Below are 17,128 nucleotides of genomic sequence, written 5' to 3'. Positions count from 1 at the left end.
GTGGCAAGATGCTACACGCGCCTACTCCTGCTACAATAGAGGAAAAAGAAGAAGAGACAAAGGAGTTTGATCGTGTATGCGTTCTACTATTCTGATCATTGATGACGATGAAAAAATTGTATCCATGCTGCGCAGAGGGCTGGCTTTTGAAGGATATGAAGTGCTGACAGCCGCGAACGGGGCAGAAGGACTGAATAAAATGCTGACAGCTGAGCCTGATCTGGTCGTGCTGGATGTCATGATGCCGCAGGTCGATGGTTTTGAAGTATGCCGTCGTATGCGGGAGGGAGGAAGCACAGTACCTGTCCTGATGCTTACAGCCAAGGATGAGGTGGAGAACCGGGTAAAGGGTCTGGATCTAGGGGCCGATGATTATCTCGTGAAGCCGTTTGCTCTGGAGGAACTGCTGGCACGAGTACGAGCGCTTTTGCGGCGTAAAACTGAACAGCAGGACAATAATGCAAATCGGCTTACCTTCGAGGATTTACAACTGGATAACGAATCGCGCGAAGTGGTTCGTGGCGGCAAACGCTTGGAACTGACGGCCAAAGAATTTGAATTGCTCCATTTGTTTATGCAAAACCCGAAACGTGTTTTGTCGCGTGATCTGATTATGGATAAAATATGGGGCTATGACTATAGCGGGGAATCGAATGTGCTGGAAGTATATATTGCCATGTTGCGACAAAAAACGGAGCAGGATGGTGGCAAGCGGCTTATCCGTACAATTCGGGGAGCTGGCTATATTTTAAGAGGTGATGTGTAATATGTCTATTCGGTGGCGGCTGACAGCTTGGTATTCAAGCATCTTGGCTATAGTGCTTGTCATTTTTGGTCTGGCTATTTACGGACTAGTATATTACTACACATATAATGAAGTGAAAAGTCAGCTTATGACTCAGGCGCCACAGATTAACAAGCAATTACGCCTTATTATAAAAGGGGGCTTGTTTGAGGTCCCTAACCTGGATCTGGGCTTAGAGCAGGGGCGTGGAATAGATGACTCACAGCTATATGTCCAAATTTACAATTATACGTCTGGTGTAACCAAAACGACCCAAAATATGAAAGACCTCAATATCACCTTCCCTGTTCCGTCTACAGCAACAGGAGCAGTTCAAAGTGAGGGAGTTCGGCGTGTGAACGTAAATGGCGATTCCTTTATGATCTATCAACAGCCGATCAAATCCGAGGAGCTGGGCTTGGTGGTCGGGCTGCTTCAGGTAGGGCAATTCACAGGCTCACAGGACCGACTTATGAACAGGTTACAAAATGTGCTTGTGTATGGTTCGTTATTTGCCTTACTCGCTGCTGCGACCTCTGGTCTCTTCCTGGCTCGTAAATCTATGAAGCCACTGGTCAAAGTCATTGAGGGGGCCAATCAGATTCAATCGAGTAATGATTTGAGTGTTCGGATTGAATATGACGGTCCGCCAGATGAAATTGGACAATTGATCGGGACAGTTAACAACATGCTGGGGCGTACAGAAGTGTTTTACAAGGAGCTTGAAGATGCTTATGGTGCGCAGCGTCGCTTTGTAGCCGATGCATCCCATGAACTGCGCACACCCTTGACGACGATTCGTGGCAACGTTGATTTTCTACTCAAAATGTGGACGACCGAACCGGATGAGCGACCGAATATGGATGAGGCTATGATTCGCGAGCTTTCTATGGAGGCGCTGAGTGACATGGCGGATGAAGGCAAGCGAATGAGCCGCTTGGTGAACGATATGTTGTCACTCGCGAGAGCGGACACAGGGAAAACGTTCGATAAAGTGCCTGTTGCGCTGGAACCGCTCGTAACCGAGGTTGCTCGCCGTGCTCAGTTTTTGGAGCGAACGGCCGAATGGAATGTGGGCGATTTTTCGTTGTTGAATGGTATTTATATGGATGGAAGCAAGGATTATTTGCAGCAGATGCTATTCATTTTCATTGATAATGCGTTTAAATATACCCCTGAAGGCACAGTGCGATTTGATGCGATTGTATATCAGGGACAGGTGGGGCTACGAATCAGTGATACAGGCATTGGAATGGACAAAAGTGAGGTTCCCTTTATTTTTGACCGATTTTACCGGGCAGATGAATCACGCGGTGTGACGGAGGGAATTGGCTTGGGGTTATCAATTGCCAAGTGGATTATTGACGAACATCACGGGTCTGTGGAAGTGGTTACGCGCCAGGGAGAAGGAACGACCTTTGTCATCTGGCTTCCAGTCAGCTTTTCCGCGCCTTTGGAATAGGCTATAATAGGAGGGTAACAACATCATAGAATTGGCCGGTAGAGGCATAAAGCCCACAGCTGTCCAGTGATTGGAGCTGTATACTGTGTCGAAGAAAGCGGGGGCTCTTTTTGGAGGTACTCAGAATTTCGCCCCGGGGTTACTGCTACGGCGTAGTCGATGCCATGGTACTGGCTCGTCAGGCAGCCAGAAATTTGGACTTACCCCGGCCTATTTATATATTAGGCATGATTGTTCATAACAGTCATGTTACTAATTCCTTTGAAGATGAAGGGATTATTACATTGGACGGACCGAACCGTATGGAGATTTTAAGCCAGGTAGAGAGCGGTACTGTCATCTTCACTGCTCATGGCGTATCACCAGAGGTTCGCAAGCTGGCGCGGGACAAGGGATTGACTACGGTTGATGCAACCTGTCCTGACGTGACGAAGACACATGATCTGATTCGGGAGAAGTCTGCCGAAGGCTATCAGATTATTTATATTGGCAAGAAGAATCATCCAGAGCCAGAGGGAGCTATGGGTATTGCCCCTGACCATGTACATCTGATTGAAAAGGAAGAAGAGATCGACAGTCTTACACTGTCAGGAGACAAAATCCTGATTACGAATCAGACGACCATGAGTCAATGGGATATCAAGCATATAATGAAAAAGCTGCTGGAGAAGTATCCAGGTGCCGAGATACACAATGAAATCTGTTTGGCGACGCAGGTACGTCAGGAAGCGGTAGCTGAGCAGGCAGGACAGGCGGATCTGGTGATCGTGGTCGGTGACCCGCGAAGCAACAATTCAAATCGATTGGCTCAGGTGTCGGAAGAAATAGCTGGTACCAAGGCTTATCGTATTTCTGATGTAACCGAGCTGAAGAGGGAGTGGCTTGAGGACGTGGCCAAAGTAGCGGTGACTTCCGGGGCTTCAACACCTACGCTGATTACCAAAGAGGTCATTACGTATTTGGAACAGTATGATGCGGATAACCCGGAAACATGGGAGATTCGGCGAACCATTGATATGAAAAAGCTGCTGCCTCCTGTACGAGAAAAGTCAAAAACAACGAAATAATATATGTTTGATTACAGCCGTTATTCGGATACAAGCATCCGGATAACGGCTTTTTTACATTGTTTAAGCGCCGATGTTATTCAATTAAGCCAGGTTCACTAACTCGAAAAATAGAATAATTCGGGACAATTAAGCCTTGACGAGTCGAACTAAAACAGGTATAGTTGCTTTAACGAATAAAAGCTTAAAAGCGAACAAGCGTCTAAGTGACATAATATTATTCAATATGGTTAATAAAATATAGTTTATAGAGAGGAAGAAAAAAATGATCGTTATCGCTGGTGTTCACACACCTGAAGAACATATCCAAGCTATTGTTGAAGTTATTGAAAAAGAAGGATTGCAGGCTCATGTATCGCGAGGATCAGATCGTACGATTATCGGACTGATTGGTAACGTAGAACCAAAGCTGTCAGAGCATCTACGCCAAATGAAGGGTGTAGAAAATGTGGTTAAAATATCGAAATCCTACAAATTGGCCAGCCGTGATTTTCACCCGGAAAATACGGTGATCTCCATCAAAGGTGTAAATATCGGCGGGGGCGAGCTTGTCGTTATGGGGGGACCATGTGCTGTTGAGTCTGCTGCACAGATCGATGAAATTGCCGGATTGGTCAAAGCTGCAGGTGCACAAGTTCTGCGTGGAGGTGCTTTTAAGCCGCGTACAGGGCCATACAGCTTCCAAGGAACGGGTGTAGAAGGTTTAATCATGATGGCTGAGGCGGGCCAGAAGCATGACCTTTTGACCATCACGGAGGTCATGACACCTGAATATGTAGACATCTGTGCGGAGTACGCTGATATTCTGCAAGTAGGTACACGTAATATGCAAAACTTCGATCTGCTGCGCAAGCTGGGAACCTGCGGTAAGCCCGTATTGCTCAAGCGCGGTTTCAGCTCGACTTATGACGAATTCTTGAATGCTGCCGAGTACATCTTGGCAGGTGGCAATCCGAATGTTATGTTGTGTGAGCGCGGTATCCGTACTTTCGAAACCTACACCAGAAATACGCTCGACTTGTCCGCGATTCCTGTATTGCAACAGTTGAGCCATTTACCAGTCATTTCCGACCCTAGCCATGGTACAGGTAGACGTGAATTGGTTGTTCCTATGACAAAGGCCTCGGTAGCTGCCGGAGCGGATGGTTTAATTATTGAAATGCACACAGACCCTGACAACTCGATGACAGGCGATGGCGTACAGTCTTTATTCCCGGATCAATTTGCAGATTTACTGAAAGATTTGGAACGGTTGGCGCCTGCAATTGGTAAAACATTCCATACACCTAGTGTCGTTTCTTAAGTTAATTATTTACACTAATGCATAAAAGTTTTGCAGCAACGCAGTAAATAGGAGTAAAATCACCTAAAAGCCCGATGTTTCGGGCTTTTTGTGTTGTGCAAATGTTATCAAGGGCGTAAGCATATCTAACATTAGTTTAAAAAATACCTTACATAGCTATTGACCCGTGTCATGTTTGAGATTTATAATGACGACAGAAAAAAACATTCGATCATGAACATTTCAGGGTTGTATAAGACTTAATGTTCGGAAAAATTGGGAGGAAGAAGACATGTCCGTTGAAAACGTATTGAAAACAATTCAGGAAAATAATATTGAGTGGGTAGATTTTCGTTTTGTAGATTTGTCTGGTCGTGCTCACCATATTTCATTGCCAGCTTCCGAAGTAGATGAAGAAACATTTGTTAACGGTGTTGCTTTCGACGGTTCTTCCATTCCCGGCTATCGTGGCATCGAGGAATCCGACATGGTTATGCTGCCCGATCCGGAAGCGGTTTTTATTGACCCTTTCACTCAGCATCCTACGCTGAATATTCTGTGTGACATTGCTACGCCAGACGGCGAAAAATATGACCGCGATCCTCGTGGTATTGCAAAAAAGGCTGAGGAATTTTTGCAATCTGCAGGAGTGGGTACAGCGGCATTCTTTGCACCTGAATCTGAATTTTTCATTTTTGATGATGTTCGCTACGAAAGCGGCATGAACAGCTCCTCCTTCTTCGTAGATTCCGAGGAAGCAGCTTGGAACACGAACCGTAAGGAAGAAGGCGGCAACCTGGCCTTTAAAGTGGGCGTGAAGGGCGGCTATGTACCTGTAGCACCAGTAGACACCCAGCAAGACATTCGTAGTGAAATGTGCCGTTTGCTTGAAGAAGCTGGTCTGAGAATTGAGCGCCATCACCATGAGGTGGCTACGGCAGGCCAAGCGGAAATCAACTTCCGTTTTGATACACTCAAGAAAACAGCAGACAACCTGCTCGTTTATAAATACATTGTACACAACACAGCTCGTCAATATGGTAAAGTGGCAACATTCATGCCGAAACCGATTTTCGGGGACAACGGAAGCGGTATGCACGTTCACCAATCTATTTTCGATGGCGATACTCCTTTGTTCTACGAAAAAGGTGGCTATGCTAATCTGAGCGAAATGGCTCTTCACTACATTGGCGGTATTCTGTACCATGCACCTGCGCTGATCGCTTTGACAAATCCAAGCACCAACTCGTTCAAACGTCTCGTTCCTGGCTACGAAGCGCCGGTTAACCTGGTATTCTCCAAAGGTAACCGTTCTGCGGCTGTACGTATTCCAGTAGCGGCTGTTACGCCTAAAGGCTGCCGAATCGAGTTCCGTACACCGGACTCCACAGCTAACCCATACCTTGCTTTCTCAGCAATGCTGATGGCAGGTCTGGATGGCATCAAGCGCAAACTGAATCCAGTCGAATTGGGCTATGGTCCACTCGATACCAACATCTATGAGCTGTCTGACGCTGAAAAAGGCAAAATCCGCAGTGTACCTGGTTCACTGGATGAAGCCCTGGACGCTCTAGAAGCCGATTACGAATTCCTGACTGAAGGCGGCGTATTTACGAAGGACTTTATTGATAACTATGTAGAGTTCAAACGTTCCGAAGCAAAATCGGTGAACATCCGTGTTCATCCACATGAATACAGCTTGTATTTTGATTGCTAATACTACATGGGTAGCATAGCTGATTTGAATAACACTCATTAGCCTGCGGGGAATAGTTGTTGTTCAAGATAGGTCTCCGGTCTTATACCGGAGACCTTTTACCATTATGATAAATACTACAAAATAAAGATGTTAAATATATTAACATTCACAGCTTTGTCACATCATAAAGGAATTCAGAAACATTTTTATACAAGTCTTGAACGCATTTATGAATACTGCTATCATAGCGATAATATCCACACCAGAGTAGAGAAGGGATGGGAAATTGTTGAGTAAGAGAGCCTACAATTTTAATGCAGGACCGGCGGCATTGCCGCTCAAAGTACTGGAACGTGTACAAGCTGAATTCGTAGATTTCCAGGGAACAGGGATGTCCATCATGGAAATGTCTCACCGTGGAGCCGTGTATGAATCTGTCCATAATGAAGCGCAGGAACGTCTGCTATCTTTGCTGGGCAATCCGCAAGGCTACAAGGTGCTGTTCCTGCAAGGGGGCGCAAGCACGCAGTTTGCCATGCTGCCTTTAAATTTCTTGAGTGAAGGGCAGATCGGAAGCTATGTTATGACAGGTAGCTGGTCGGACAAGGCATATAAAGAAGCTAAGCTATTGGGCAAGGCTCACATTGCCGCCTCCTCCGCTGATGAGAAATACATGCGTCTTCCGAATGTGGATGCCTTGGACTTGCCTGAGAATACTGCATATGTGCATATGACGTCCAACGAGACGATCGAAGGTACACAATTTAAGCAATTCCCCGATACGGGTTCCGTACCGCTGATTGTGGACATGTCCAGTGATATTTTTTGCAAGCCATTTGATGTTACTCAATTTGGATTGATTTATGCTGGCGCGCAAAAAAATCTGGGACCTTCTGGTGTAACGGTTGTGGTTGCTCGTGAAGAGCTGCTGGCTTCCTCACCAGCTCATATTCCTACGATGCTGCGTTACAGTACTTATGAAAAAAATAACTCTCTCTACAATACTCCCCCATCCTTTGCCATATACATGGTGAATGAAGTGCTGAAATGGATCCAGGAGGAAGGCGGTTTGGAAGGCATCGAGCGTGTGAACCAGCAGAAAGCTGCTTTGCTGTACGACCGTATTGACAGAAGCGAAGGCTTCTATCGTGGTTGTGTGGACAGCGCTGATCGCTCTATTATGAACGTAACTTTCCGCCTTGCGAATGAGGATCTGGAAAAACAATTTATTAAAGAATCCGAACAAGCGGGTTTCATCGGATTGAAGGGGCATCGCAGTGTAGGAGGGCTTCGCGCCTCGATTTACAATGCGGTTCCACTAGAGAACTGTCAAGCATTAGCCGAGTTTATGGATGGATTTAAGCAACGTAACAGTTAATTATACGGATATATATTTCGATACACGATATTTAAAATCGAAAAAGTTAAAGAAGAGCCTTCCCTGAATGTGTATAGGGGAAGGCTTTTAGTGGTGTAGGGATATTGATATTTTTTTGTCAGTTGATGTCTATATTCCTCTGATTTTGTTAAAATGAAGAGAGTGTATGTTTTCATGTACACTTTTTGGTTAGACTTTAGGTTATTTGTCTGATGAATTTAATGACGAAAGGAACGAAAACTGATGCCATTACATATTGTGCTTGTCGAGCCGGAAATCCCAGCTAACACAGGAAATATCGCCAGAACTTGTGCGGCAACCGGAACGCATCTGCATCTGGTTAAGCCACTGGGCTTCCGAACAGATGATGCCACGTTAAAACGGGCGGGGCTTGATTATTGGTATGCTGTCCACATCGAGTATCACGAGTCTTTTGCTGAAGTACAAGAGAAATATCAAGAAGGTCGTTTTTTTTATGCGACGACAAAAGCAAAACAGCACTATAGTGATATTGAATTTCAGGATGGAGACTTTTTGGTTTTTGGTAAAGAAACGAAAGGTTTGCCTCCTGAGCTGTTAGCTGCAAATCCTGATACATGCATCAAGATGCCTATGTCGGATAAAGTGAGATCTCTAAACTTGTCGAATTCCGCTGCGATTATCGTATATGAAGCACTGAGACAATTGGATTTTCCAGGTTTATCGTAACGAACATCAATTGTTTAAGTATAAATGCGAATAAAGAACCAGGACCTTAGTTGCTCATAAAAGTTGCACTATTATTGCTCGAAAGTACATGACAGTAGAGCTTATATAAAGGATATAGGGTCATAAATTTGCGGAAATTCTCGTTGAAAGCTAATGATAATTGGCTTTCCGGTCGATAAAAATATTATAGACATTCTGTACCATACTTTGTTATGGTTCATGATTTTATGAAAAAATGTAATAAAATTTCCTGTGATCAGCAGGATTCGACAAAAAGACAGCGAATACTACATAAAGAATAGTGTCTTTGTACCTAGTTTTTCGTCTGAAAAGAAAATTGTAAGTTATTACTTAATAGGAGAGGTGTACGATCACGATGAAACCTGCCGGTGTGGTACGTAAAGTTGATCAGTTGGGGAGAATAGTTCTGCCTAAGTCACTGCGTAAAAGATATCAAATGAATGAGGGAGATCCTGTCGAAATTTTGGTTCAAGGCGACCATATTATTTTGGAGCGTTATCGTCCAAAATGTGTATTCTGCGGCTCAATCGAACAAGTAAACGATTTTAAAGAACGTTATATTTGTGCTCAATGTCTGACAGAAATGACACAGTACTCCTCCTAAATGAGGCAAAAAAGCATCACGACATTCGTTCGTGATGCTTTTTTTCGGATAGAGTTATGCTGAACAGCATATATTTATTTTGATAGTAAACTACACATAACTATTTATAGAACAAAAAATGAGTAGGGACTGGACGCAAATTACCATCTGACGGTTTGTTTACGACTCGACCATTTAGTATAAGGGATGATGAACCGCCGCCGTCCAAATTATAAGCATCTTGAACACCCAGATTGTACATCTTCCCTTGGAGTTCTTCGAGCGTTGCACCTGAACCCCCGCTTTCATCGTAGCCGTCTACGACAATAATAAGCAGCTGATCATCCTTATAGTTGCCAATGACTGTGCGTGGAGCCCGCTTGGGAGAGACTCTCCATTTGTCAGGAACAGGCACTTTTTGGCCTTTTTGTAATAGAACGGGGACAAAGGTGGCTCCAAAGGCAGGTTTTAAGCTGTCAAGAATATCTTGGTTGTAAAATTTGCCCCCAATCAGCTTGCCATTGTTACTCAATCCGACGAATGACAAATCCTTGAAGCTTGACTGAAAGCCAGTAAGGTAACGGCCGTTCAAGACAGTGGTGCTTAATGGATAGCGTTTGCCGTCTCCATCTGCAAAGCCGCCTGCGTTGATGCCTGCAACAGCTCCGTGTCTCAACACTGCACGCAGGGTTGTTTCTGAGCCACCCAATTTGTCATTTCCCAAAGACATTTTCATTGCTGTAGGATCTTTAAGTTTGACTTTCATAGCGTATCCATGATAAATTCCCGGGTTTACCTTAAACAGCTCAATGGTAATCCGGTTGCTATCTACCCGCTCATAAGGAATCCCCAGTTTGGCGGTGATACGCCGGTTGTAGATGACCTCGGGGCGTTTGGACTGCGTAGAGGCAGTCGCAACAAGCTGATTCATCGTTTGGGTCGTTTGTTTGTAGAGCTCAGACGTCCGGCGAATCGTAGATAAGGTGTACGCTGCTGTTTCCTTGGCATCATCAAGCTGGGTTCCTACTGATTGCGTTTGTAAAGTGATTTCAGCTTTTTGCAGACTCGGAGATGTAGATTCAGGAAAGCTCAATGGGGGATGCACTAACAAAATACACCCTAACAAACCGATAAAAGGAGCAAGGGCCAACATAAAGAACCGGTTGACTAGCTTTGCGTCTATATTCATTTTAGCAAGTCCATTTTTTTCTGAAGTGTATTGAGCTGCTGCTTGACTTCGTTTAATTGGGTATACAGCTTATTGCTATTATCGGTCTTGTTATTGGCATTATCCTTTGTAAAGGTCAGTAGCTCGTTGAAGGACTGAACTTTACCCTGTAACCCGCTAACTTCCTTGGAAAGTGCTGTCAGTTGCTTTTCATAGTCGGATTTGAGTGCCTGAATCTGTTGGTTTGTATGGGTTTGCATTTCGTTTAGCATTTGCTGCTTCAAGTGATTGCTATACAGATAGGTTGCGAGAGCACCTAGTATAATAAGAATGAACCAAAATAGCAGAAAAGTCTTTACGGGCAACCCCTTTTTTGAATTGCTCCGTCGGGCTTCGGCAGAAGGACGTTCAGGTGAAGCTTGCATGCGATTTTCAACTCCCGTATAAATTCAAAATTCCAGTCTTTATTTGCAGTTCCAATTCTATCATGGGCCTATTTATTTCGCAAAAGCGAAATAGCCATATAAAAATATTGGAAAAAGAGATTGCATCGGAAGGAAGTCCTAGGATACAATTTCCTTAAATCGTTTTCGCTTCCTATACGTTCACATTTACGCAATTCTACATAAGCAAGCTCTAATTTTTCGATTATTTTCGCTAACTATGTATTTTTTTGTTAAATCAGGAGGTTTAGATATGAGAAAAGTATGGCAGGTGGTCATCATAGATATCCATCCTACAAGTATGCTGGGAACAAAGCTTATTTTGGAAGACCAGCAGGATTTACTTGTCAGAGGGATGTCTTCCTCCGGCACAGAAGGCCTGGAGCTGGTTTGCTCCATTCGGCCGGAAATTATTTTAATGGACCATAGGTTGCCTGAGGGAACGGCAGAACCGTTTTTGACACAAATGCGGGTCTTGTCTCCGGACAGCCATATTGTTATTATGACGGATGAGGACAATATTACGTTGTTTCAGCAGTTAATTTCACTTGGGGCCAATGGAATGCTATCCAAGCAGGCATCACCGAGTCAGTTAATTCACCTGATCAACGGTTTGCGCGAAGGATTTGCTTCTTTACCAATGGATTGGATTCGTTGTGGAAATTGGCCATTTATGCCGTTAATGGCTGCTGAGCCTTTTGACGAATTGACGCAAACTGAAGTTTTTATTATGGAACGTATTGTACAAGGAATTACATATGACAAAATTGCGATCGAGATCGAAGTTAGCCGGCGCTCCATTGATAATTATTTACGTAAAATTTATGCAAAACTAGGTGTGTCCAGCCGGGCGCAGGCGATTGAACGTTATGCCTTATATGCGCGTCAGACGAAGCAGCTATATGCTTGACGCGTCAGCCCGGAGAACATGACTATTTTTCAGGAGAAGGAGGATGTTCATGCAATATTCCTTTGCTTCACGAACGGCTGCGATGTTGGCTTCTCCAGTGCGTCATATCCGGGAAAATGCGAGAAGACATTCCTTTATATCTCTGGCTGAAGAGTTGCCTGCACAAGAGCTGTTTCCGGTGAAACTGTTGGAAGAAGCGGCTCATGATGTGTTTGGCTCCGGCCCTGACGCCCTCCAGTATGGTGAACCGGAGGGCTATTTTCCGTTGCGGGCATGGCTTGCAGGAGAGTGGGAACAGCGTAAAGGAGTAAGAGTACCACCAGGTCAAATCCTTCTCACCACAGGCAGTCAGCAGGCCATTGACTTGATTGTAAGGCTGATGGTGGATGAGCGTGATCCGGTATTGGTTGAGAACCCGACATCCCCTGGATGTCTGCAGGTGCTATCGATGCAAGGGGCGCAGATCGTTCCTGTAGAATCGGATGGGGAGGGCGTTATTCCCGATAAGCTTGAAGCTTTAATGATTCGTTATCGTCCCAAGCTTTTTTTTGCTACGCCAACGTTTACGAATCCAACAGGCTCCTTATGGAGCGCGGCTAGACGGCAGGAAATTTTGGACCTGTGCAGGCGTCATGAGGTGCTGGTCGTTGAGGAAGATTCTTACGGCGAATTGCATTTTAAGCAAAAACACGAAACACATGATAAAAGTCCGCATGCCCAGAGCCGAAAGTTTGCAGAGGCTTACCCTTCACTATTCGCACTGGATCATGCAGGTCAGGGCGGCCAAGTGCTATATATCGGTTCATTTAATAAAACAGTTGCCCCTGCACTGCGAACTGGCTGGGCAGCTGGTCCTGCGCCGCTGATTGAAGGGATGTATGCTTTGAAGCAATTGGCTGACGTGCAGTCCAGTACGATGAACCAACGGCTGCTGTTCCAATTGCTGACCAATTCGCGTTTTCAATGGCACGAGCACTTGGCGATGTTGAACAAGGAATACTCAACTCGACTCCAATTACTGCTAGAGCTGCTCAAGCGCCCGTTTTGGAAAGACGTGACGTATCATATCCCATCCGGTGGGATGTATGTGTGGGTGAAGTTGCCCGCAGGGCTGGACAGCGCCTTGCTGCTCAAAGCAGCGCTACCCAAGGGTGTAGCCTTTATGCCAGGGGCTTTGTGTGCAGTTGGCGATGAAGGTGCGTCCCATATTCGCCTTAATTTTAGCCACCCGGGCCGAGAACAACTGCTTATGGGCATGAATTTGATCGGTGAGACGATCGGTGAATTTACTGCGCGAAGCTAGCTAAAGTCACCACCGGGGCGAGTCATCCTCTGCCTCTGCAACATTGGTGGAATAATCGCCGAATGCTTCCACAATGTGCAGCTGTTCACCACCCTCGTTAAACTCTGCCGCCACTCCAGCGGCCGTTTCAATCCCCTGCTGCTGGAGCACTTCCGCATACTCGCTCAGAGCGGCTTCACCGTACGGAGTCAGCCGATAGCGACCGCGGGCTACACGCTCAAACCAGCCGTAGTAATTGCGCTGGAGCACGGCTGCAGCTCCGCTGACAGCTGCTGTACGGACGAGCTGTGCCGGGGCGGCTTCCCCCAAGCCCTGCAAAGCAGCGGCTACGCGCAGCGCTTTTTCCCGGTAGGCGGTGACCAGCTTGCGCCGGGTGCTCCCGCCCACATTGTGGTCACCGCTGCGTGCGTGAAATTCCCGCAGCAGCTTTTCCTTGCGCGAGCCGCGGCGGACGGCAGGCGTTTTGTGAACATTATCGCTAGGTCCCACGGGCTTACACAGTATCTCAACGAGTGGAGGCTTTGTTTTAAAGTGCGTGACGGTGAGCAAGCCAAGCCCCAATTGACGGCACAGTCCGATCAGCTCATTCCAGCGTTGATTCACCGCCCCTTTTTTGGCACGATTCCGTTCTACGGCTACATATACATTGCTGCTGAGCTTCAAGCGCTGCATACCTTGCAGCACCAGCGCCAGGTTAAACGTCTTTTTTATCTCCACAATCAGTGGCGTTTCCTGTCCTGGCTTGATCCCCACCAAGTCGCAGTTGCGTACTTCTCCCTTGACTTCATATCCCAAGTTTTCAAAAAAGGCTTTGACCGGAGCATACAGCTCCGTCTCATGCCGAACTGCCATGGACTCTCCCGCTCCTTTATCCCATTATTCCGAGCTTTTATTGTACCATAACGTTTCAGATCCGTGTCGTTGTTGTCTATTTTAGCACAGTGAATCCCTTTGTTTTTGGAAAAAGCCTAGAGACCTGTCACAAAAAATAGGTCAATTCTGAAATCAATCTGCATAGGTATGTATTACACTTTTTTTAAGAGGATCGCATCATATCCTGAAAGGCGTGACGAGTGTAGCCATAATCATCAAGAGTGGAGGATAGTCATTACGCAGTCATGGGAGGAACCGAGCATGAATATTTTTGACCGCCTTGCGGAGTACCGAGCGGAGAACAACCGCTTGGCCTGGAACGGCACTTTTAGAGAGTATATCGAGATACTCAAGAAAGACCCGACACCGGCGATGACCGCTCATGCACGGGTTTACAAAATGATTGAATCTTTTGGTGTAGAAGAGGTTGGGGGACACAAGCGATATAAATTTTTTGAGCAGGAGATATTTGGGCTGGATCGTGCACTAGAAAAGCTGGTGGAGGAATACTTCCACTCTTCAGCCAGGCGGCTCGATGTCCGCAAGCGCATCCTTCTTTTGATGGGACCTGTCAGCGGAGGGAAATCGACACTGGTCACTTTGCTAAAGCGTGGTCTGGAGAAGTTTTCAAGAACGGATCAGGGAGCCGTGTATGCCATTGAGGGCTGCCCTATGCATGAAGATCCCCTTCATCTTATTCCACATGAGCTGCGCCCTGACTTCGAAAAGGAGCTAGGTGTGCGCATTGAAGGTAATCTGTGCCCATCCTGCCAGATGAAGCTGCGTACAGAATTTGATGGCGATATCGAAAAGGTGCGTGTAGAGCGGGTATTTATATCAGAAGAAAACCGGATCGGCATAGGTACGTTCAGTCCTTCTGATCCGAAATCACAGGATATTGCTGATTTGACAGGCAGCATCGACTTTTCCACCATTACCGAGTATGGTTCAGAGTCTGATCCGCGCGCCTATCGATTTGACGGAGAGCTGAATAAAGCGAATCGCGGACTGATGGAATTTCAGGAAATGCTGAAATGCGATGAGAAATTTTTGTGGAATTTATTGTCTCTGACCCAGGAGGGAAATTTCAAGGCTGGGCGGTTTGCGCTCATCAGTGCTGATGAATTGATCGTAGCTCACACGAATGAGTCGGAATATAAAAGCTTTATTGCCAATAAAAAGAACGAGGCGTTGCAGTCACGGATGATTGTAATGCCAATTCCCTATAATTTAAAAGTATCCGAAGAAGAAAAGATTTATGCCAAGCTCATTGGGCAAAGTGACATGCGGCATATTCACATCGCTCCTCATGCGCTGCGAACGGCTGCCATTTTCTCTGTGCTCACCCGGCTGAAAGAAACCAAGAAGCAGGGGATGGATTTGGTTAAAAAGATGCGTATGTATGACGGTGAGGAGGTCGAAGGCTATAAGGAAGCCGATCTGAAGGAGATGCAAAATGAGTTTCTGGAAGAAGGCATGTCCGGCGTTGACCCAAGATACGTCATTAATCGTATCTCCAGTGCACTGATTAAGCAAAATGTGGAGTCCATCAATGCTCTGGATATTTTACGCGCCATTAAGGATGGGCTAGACCAACACGCCTCCATCACCAAGGAAGAGCGGGAGCGTTATCTGAATTTCATTTCCGTGGCTCGTAAGGAATATGATGAATTGGCTAAAAAAGAAGTACAAAAGGCTTTTGTGTACTCCTTCGAAGAATCAGCCAAGACGCTGTTTGACAACTATTTGGATAACATCGAAGCTTTTTGCAATTGGGCAAAAATCCGCGATCCGCTTACCGATGAGGAGCTCGACCCGGATGAGCGGCTTATGCGTTCCATTGAGGAGCAAATCGGGGTGTCGGAAAATGCGAAAAAGGCATTCCGTGAAGAAATATTAATTCGCATTTCCGCCTATTCCCGCAAGGGGCGGAAGTTTGAGTATCACCATCATGATCGGCTGCGAGAAGCCATTGAAAAGAAGCTGTTCGCCGATTTGAAGGATATTGTGAAGATTACGACTTCGACCAAAACGCCTGACGCTAATCAGCTCAAACGTATGAATGAGGTTATTAAGCGACTAATAGAGGAGCATGGCTACACAGCAGCTAGCGCCAATGACCTATTGAGATATGTAGGTAGTCTCCTGAATCGGTAAGGCGAAATAATATGTACAGTATGATGAAGATGAATTGAAATGGATGGTGACACGAAGGCAGTGAGATATCTAATCAACGTGTTTCCTATAAGGAATCCGGCAAGCACAGAGTGTTTCAGGTGCGGTCGGATTCTTTTTTTAACTGAAATTACTATGAAAAAAGTTATAATCAATCTTGTGCTTTTTTAACAATTTATTAAAAGTTGCCGATAAATATGGTAATGTAAAATCTATGTAAACTATGATTTGGAGGGACTTATGATTCATGTTGCTGAGAGTAGATTAAAACAGATACAATATATTGGTATAACTGATGACGATTTGACTTTATTACATCATTATCAGGGACTATTCCAATCGATTGTGAATGAAGTCGTGGACCGTTTTTATGAGCATGTAGAAAAGGTTCCCCATCTCATGTCGATTATCTCTAAATGGTCGAATATTGAGCGACTAAAGCAAACACAACGTGAATACTGGCTTTCTCTTGCAGATGGGAAAATAGATGATTCGTTTATCGAACACCGCCTTTTTGTGGGACAGGTACATTCCCGGATTGGATTGTCTTCCGATTATTATTTGGGTACGTACATTGCTTATCTTGATATTGCAGTAGACATTTTCAAGCGTTCGGGGATAGAGGATTGGCATTCTATTGTGCACGCTCTTTCTAAAATGTTCAATCTGGATTCCCAGCTTGTGCTGGAAGCTTATCAGGAAAAGGAACAGGAGCAAGTTAACGAGCTCGCCGATGAACAAACGCAGATGCTGACTGTGGTGTCCCGGATTGCGCAAAATTTGACAGGGATGATTGCCGAACTTAGGGAAAATACGGATAATATCGCGGAGAGTGCCTGTAACACTGCTTCTTCGCAGGAACATACAGAGGAACTGGTACTGCAATTGAGCGACGAGATTAAACATATTGAACAGATGAGCAGTACAATTCGAGAATTGTCCGATCAGACTCATCTGCTGGGACTGAATGCGGCGATTGAGGCAGCCCATGCGCAAGAAGCAGGACGTGGGTTTCAAGTGGTGGCACAGGAAGTGCGAAAGCTGGCATCTAATTCAAAGCAAGCACAGGAGCAAATTCAGCGCAAGGTACTGAAAATTGCCCGTATGCTTGACAGTGTTCAATCCGAAGCCGCTACCACAACAGCCAGTGCCCGGCAACAGGCCTCCAGCTCGGAAGAATTGGCTTCCTTCACCAAGCTGATTGAAAACATGGTGAAGGAATTGGAGATGCTGCAGCATTCCTCAGAAATGATAAAGGTATAAGATACACAA

At 45.6% G+C, this 17,128-nt stretch carries 15 protein-coding genes; 12 read left to right on the top strand and 3 right to left on the bottom strand.

Going from position 1 to position 17,128, the window contains the following annotated elements:
* Positions 1–76: 76 nt before the first annotated feature.
* The 8 genes from ACQQ6X_RS09525 (at position 77) to ACQQ6X_RS09490 (ending at position 9,005) form a co-directional block, all read left to right on the top strand.
* Positions 77–766: a response regulator transcription factor gene (locus tag ACQQ6X_RS09525; RefSeq protein ID WP_305165136.1), complete on the top strand. Its 690-nt coding sequence runs from the start codon at positions 77–79 to the stop codon at positions 764–766.
* Position 767: 1 nt separating this feature from the next.
* Positions 768–2,246 carry a sensor histidine kinase gene (locus ACQQ6X_RS09520; protein ID WP_063209905.1) on the top strand — a complete coding sequence of 493 codons (1,479 nt, stop codon included), beginning with the start codon at positions 768–770 and terminating at the stop codon, positions 2,244–2,246.
* A gap of 110 nt (positions 2,247–2,356) precedes the next feature.
* A complete protein-coding gene (locus tag ACQQ6X_RS09515; protein WP_305165135.1) occupies positions 2,357–3,313 on the top strand; it encodes a 4-hydroxy-3-methylbut-2-enyl diphosphate reductase in 957 nt (318 codons plus the stop codon).
* A gap of 265 nt (positions 3,314–3,578) precedes the next feature.
* Positions 3,579–4,616, top strand: coding sequence for a 3-deoxy-7-phosphoheptulonate synthase (gene aroF, locus ACQQ6X_RS09510; RefSeq protein WP_305165134.1), 1,038 nt, complete (start codon positions 3,579–3,581; stop codon positions 4,614–4,616).
* 271 nt (positions 4,617–4,887) lie between these two features.
* Positions 4,888–6,312: a type I glutamate--ammonia ligase gene (glnA, locus tag ACQQ6X_RS09505; protein WP_063209902.1), complete on the top strand. Its 1,425-nt coding sequence runs from the start codon at positions 4,888–4,890 to the stop codon at positions 6,310–6,312.
* Between the two features lie 268 nt (positions 6,313–6,580).
* Positions 6,581–7,672: a 3-phosphoserine/phosphohydroxythreonine transaminase gene (gene serC / locus ACQQ6X_RS09500; RefSeq protein ID WP_149035924.1), complete on the top strand. Its 1,092-nt coding sequence runs from the start codon at positions 6,581–6,583 to the stop codon at positions 7,670–7,672.
* Between the two features lie 243 nt (positions 7,673–7,915).
* Positions 7,916–8,380: a tRNA (uridine(34)/cytosine(34)/5-carboxymethylaminomethyluridine(34)-2'-O)-methyltransferase TrmL gene (gene trmL, locus ACQQ6X_RS09495; RefSeq protein WP_149035925.1), complete on the top strand. Its 465-nt coding sequence runs from the start codon at positions 7,916–7,918 to the stop codon at positions 8,378–8,380.
* A 376-nt stretch (positions 8,381–8,756) separates the two neighbouring features.
* Complete coding sequence (locus ACQQ6X_RS09490; RefSeq protein ID WP_014599574.1) at positions 8,757–9,005, top strand: AbrB/MazE/SpoVT family DNA-binding domain-containing protein; 249 nt, start codon at positions 8,757–8,759, stop codon at positions 9,003–9,005.
* A gap of 100 nt (positions 9,006–9,105) precedes the next feature.
* On the opposite strand, the gene ACQQ6X_RS09485 is transcribed toward ACQQ6X_RS09490, so the two are convergent.
* Both ACQQ6X_RS09485 and ACQQ6X_RS09480 read right to left on the bottom strand, forming a co-directional pair.
* The gene (locus ACQQ6X_RS09485; RefSeq protein ID WP_305165133.1) at positions 9,106–10,173 is read right to left on the bottom strand and encodes a phosphodiester glycosidase family protein; all 1,068 of its coding nucleotides are present in this window, start codon (positions 10,171–10,173) and stop codon (positions 9,106–9,108) included.
* Complete coding sequence (locus tag ACQQ6X_RS09480) at positions 10,170–10,577, bottom strand: hypothetical protein (protein ID WP_305165132.1); 408 nt, start codon at positions 10,575–10,577, stop codon at positions 10,170–10,172. The genes ACQQ6X_RS09485 and ACQQ6X_RS09480 overlap by 4 nt, the downstream gene beginning before the upstream one ends.
* 271 nt (positions 10,578–10,848) lie before the next feature.
* Between ACQQ6X_RS09480 and ACQQ6X_RS09475 the strand changes: the two genes are divergently transcribed.
* Together ACQQ6X_RS09475 and ACQQ6X_RS09470 are read left to right on the top strand one after the other, a co-directional pair.
* The gene (locus tag ACQQ6X_RS09475) at positions 10,849–11,505 is read left to right on the top strand and encodes a response regulator transcription factor (protein ID WP_149035928.1); all 657 of its coding nucleotides are present in this window, start codon (positions 10,849–10,851) and stop codon (positions 11,503–11,505) included.
* A gap of 49 nt (positions 11,506–11,554) precedes the next feature.
* The gene (locus ACQQ6X_RS09470) at positions 11,555–12,808 is read left to right on the top strand and encodes a PLP-dependent aminotransferase family protein (protein ID WP_305165131.1); all 1,254 of its coding nucleotides are present in this window, start codon (positions 11,555–11,557) and stop codon (positions 12,806–12,808) included.
* A gap of 6 nt (positions 12,809–12,814) precedes the next feature.
* Here the strand turns inward: ACQQ6X_RS09470 and ACQQ6X_RS09465 are convergent, their stop codons facing one another.
* Positions 12,815–13,660: a DUF2161 domain-containing phosphodiesterase gene (locus ACQQ6X_RS09465; RefSeq protein WP_305165130.1), complete on the bottom strand. Its 846-nt coding sequence runs from the start codon at positions 13,658–13,660 to the stop codon at positions 12,815–12,817.
* Between the two features lie 282 nt (positions 13,661–13,942).
* Here ACQQ6X_RS09465 and ACQQ6X_RS09460 point away from each other — a divergent pair, with 282 nt between their 5' ends.
* The gene (locus ACQQ6X_RS09460) at positions 13,943–15,838 is read left to right on the top strand and encodes a PrkA family serine protein kinase (protein WP_149035931.1); all 1,896 of its coding nucleotides are present in this window, start codon (positions 13,943–13,945) and stop codon (positions 15,836–15,838) included.
* A gap of 258 nt (positions 15,839–16,096) precedes the next feature.
* Positions 16,097–17,119 carry a globin-coupled sensor protein gene (locus ACQQ6X_RS09455; protein WP_305165129.1) on the top strand — a complete coding sequence of 341 codons (1,023 nt, stop codon included), beginning with the start codon at positions 16,097–16,099 and terminating at the stop codon, positions 17,117–17,119.
* Positions 17,120–17,128: the final 9 nt, after the last annotated feature.

It is taken from the genome of Paenibacillus ottowii (genome assembly GCF_050516475.1).
In the GTDB taxonomy this organism is placed as follows: domain Bacteria; phylum Bacillota; class Bacilli; order Paenibacillales; family Paenibacillaceae; genus Paenibacillus; species Paenibacillus ottowii.
The sequence above is the reverse complement of the archived record's forward strand: the minus strand, read 5'-3'. Positions and strand labels throughout refer to the sequence as shown.

What these genes read in the sequence shown, in the direction of transcription:
- ACQQ6X_RS09490 (WP_014599574.1), top strand. Translation starts at nt 8,757, where the DNA reads ATGAAACCTGCCGGTGTGGTACGTAAAGTTGATCAGTTGGGGAGAATA.
- trmL (WP_149035925.1), top strand. Translation starts at nt 7,916, where the DNA reads ATGCCATTACATATTGTGCTTGTCGAGCCGGAAATCCCAGCTAACACA.
- ACQQ6X_RS09525 (WP_305165136.1), top strand. Translation starts at nt 77, where the DNA reads ATGCGTTCTACTATTCTGATCATTGATGACGATGAAAAAATTGTATCC.
- ACQQ6X_RS09520 (WP_063209905.1), top strand. Translation starts at nt 768, where the DNA reads ATGTCTATTCGGTGGCGGCTGACAGCTTGGTATTCAAGCATCTTGGCT.
- ACQQ6X_RS09485 (WP_305165133.1), bottom strand. Translation starts at nt 10,173, where the DNA reads ATGAATATAGACGCAAAGCTAGTCAACCGGTTCTTTATGTTGGCCCTT.
- ACQQ6X_RS09455 (WP_305165129.1), top strand. Translation starts at nt 16,097, where the DNA reads ATGATTCATGTTGCTGAGAGTAGATTAAAACAGATACAATATATTGGT.
- ACQQ6X_RS09480 (WP_305165132.1), bottom strand. Translation starts at nt 10,577, where the DNA reads ATGCAAGCTTCACCTGAACGTCCTTCTGCCGAAGCCCGACGGAGCAAT.
- ACQQ6X_RS09475 (WP_149035928.1), top strand. Translation starts at nt 10,849, where the DNA reads ATGAGAAAAGTATGGCAGGTGGTCATCATAGATATCCATCCTACAAGT.
- ACQQ6X_RS09465 (WP_305165130.1), bottom strand. Translation starts at nt 13,660, where the DNA reads ATGGCAGTTCGGCATGAGACGGAGCTGTATGCTCCGGTCAAAGCCTTT.
- ACQQ6X_RS09460 (WP_149035931.1), top strand. Translation starts at nt 13,943, where the DNA reads ATGAATATTTTTGACCGCCTTGCGGAGTACCGAGCGGAGAACAACCGC.
- ACQQ6X_RS09470 (WP_305165131.1), top strand. Translation starts at nt 11,555, where the DNA reads ATGCAATATTCCTTTGCTTCACGAACGGCTGCGATGTTGGCTTCTCCA.
- glnA (WP_063209902.1), top strand. Translation starts at nt 4,888, where the DNA reads ATGTCCGTTGAAAACGTATTGAAAACAATTCAGGAAAATAATATTGAG.
- aroF (WP_305165134.1), top strand. Translation starts at nt 3,579, where the DNA reads ATGATCGTTATCGCTGGTGTTCACACACCTGAAGAACATATCCAAGCT.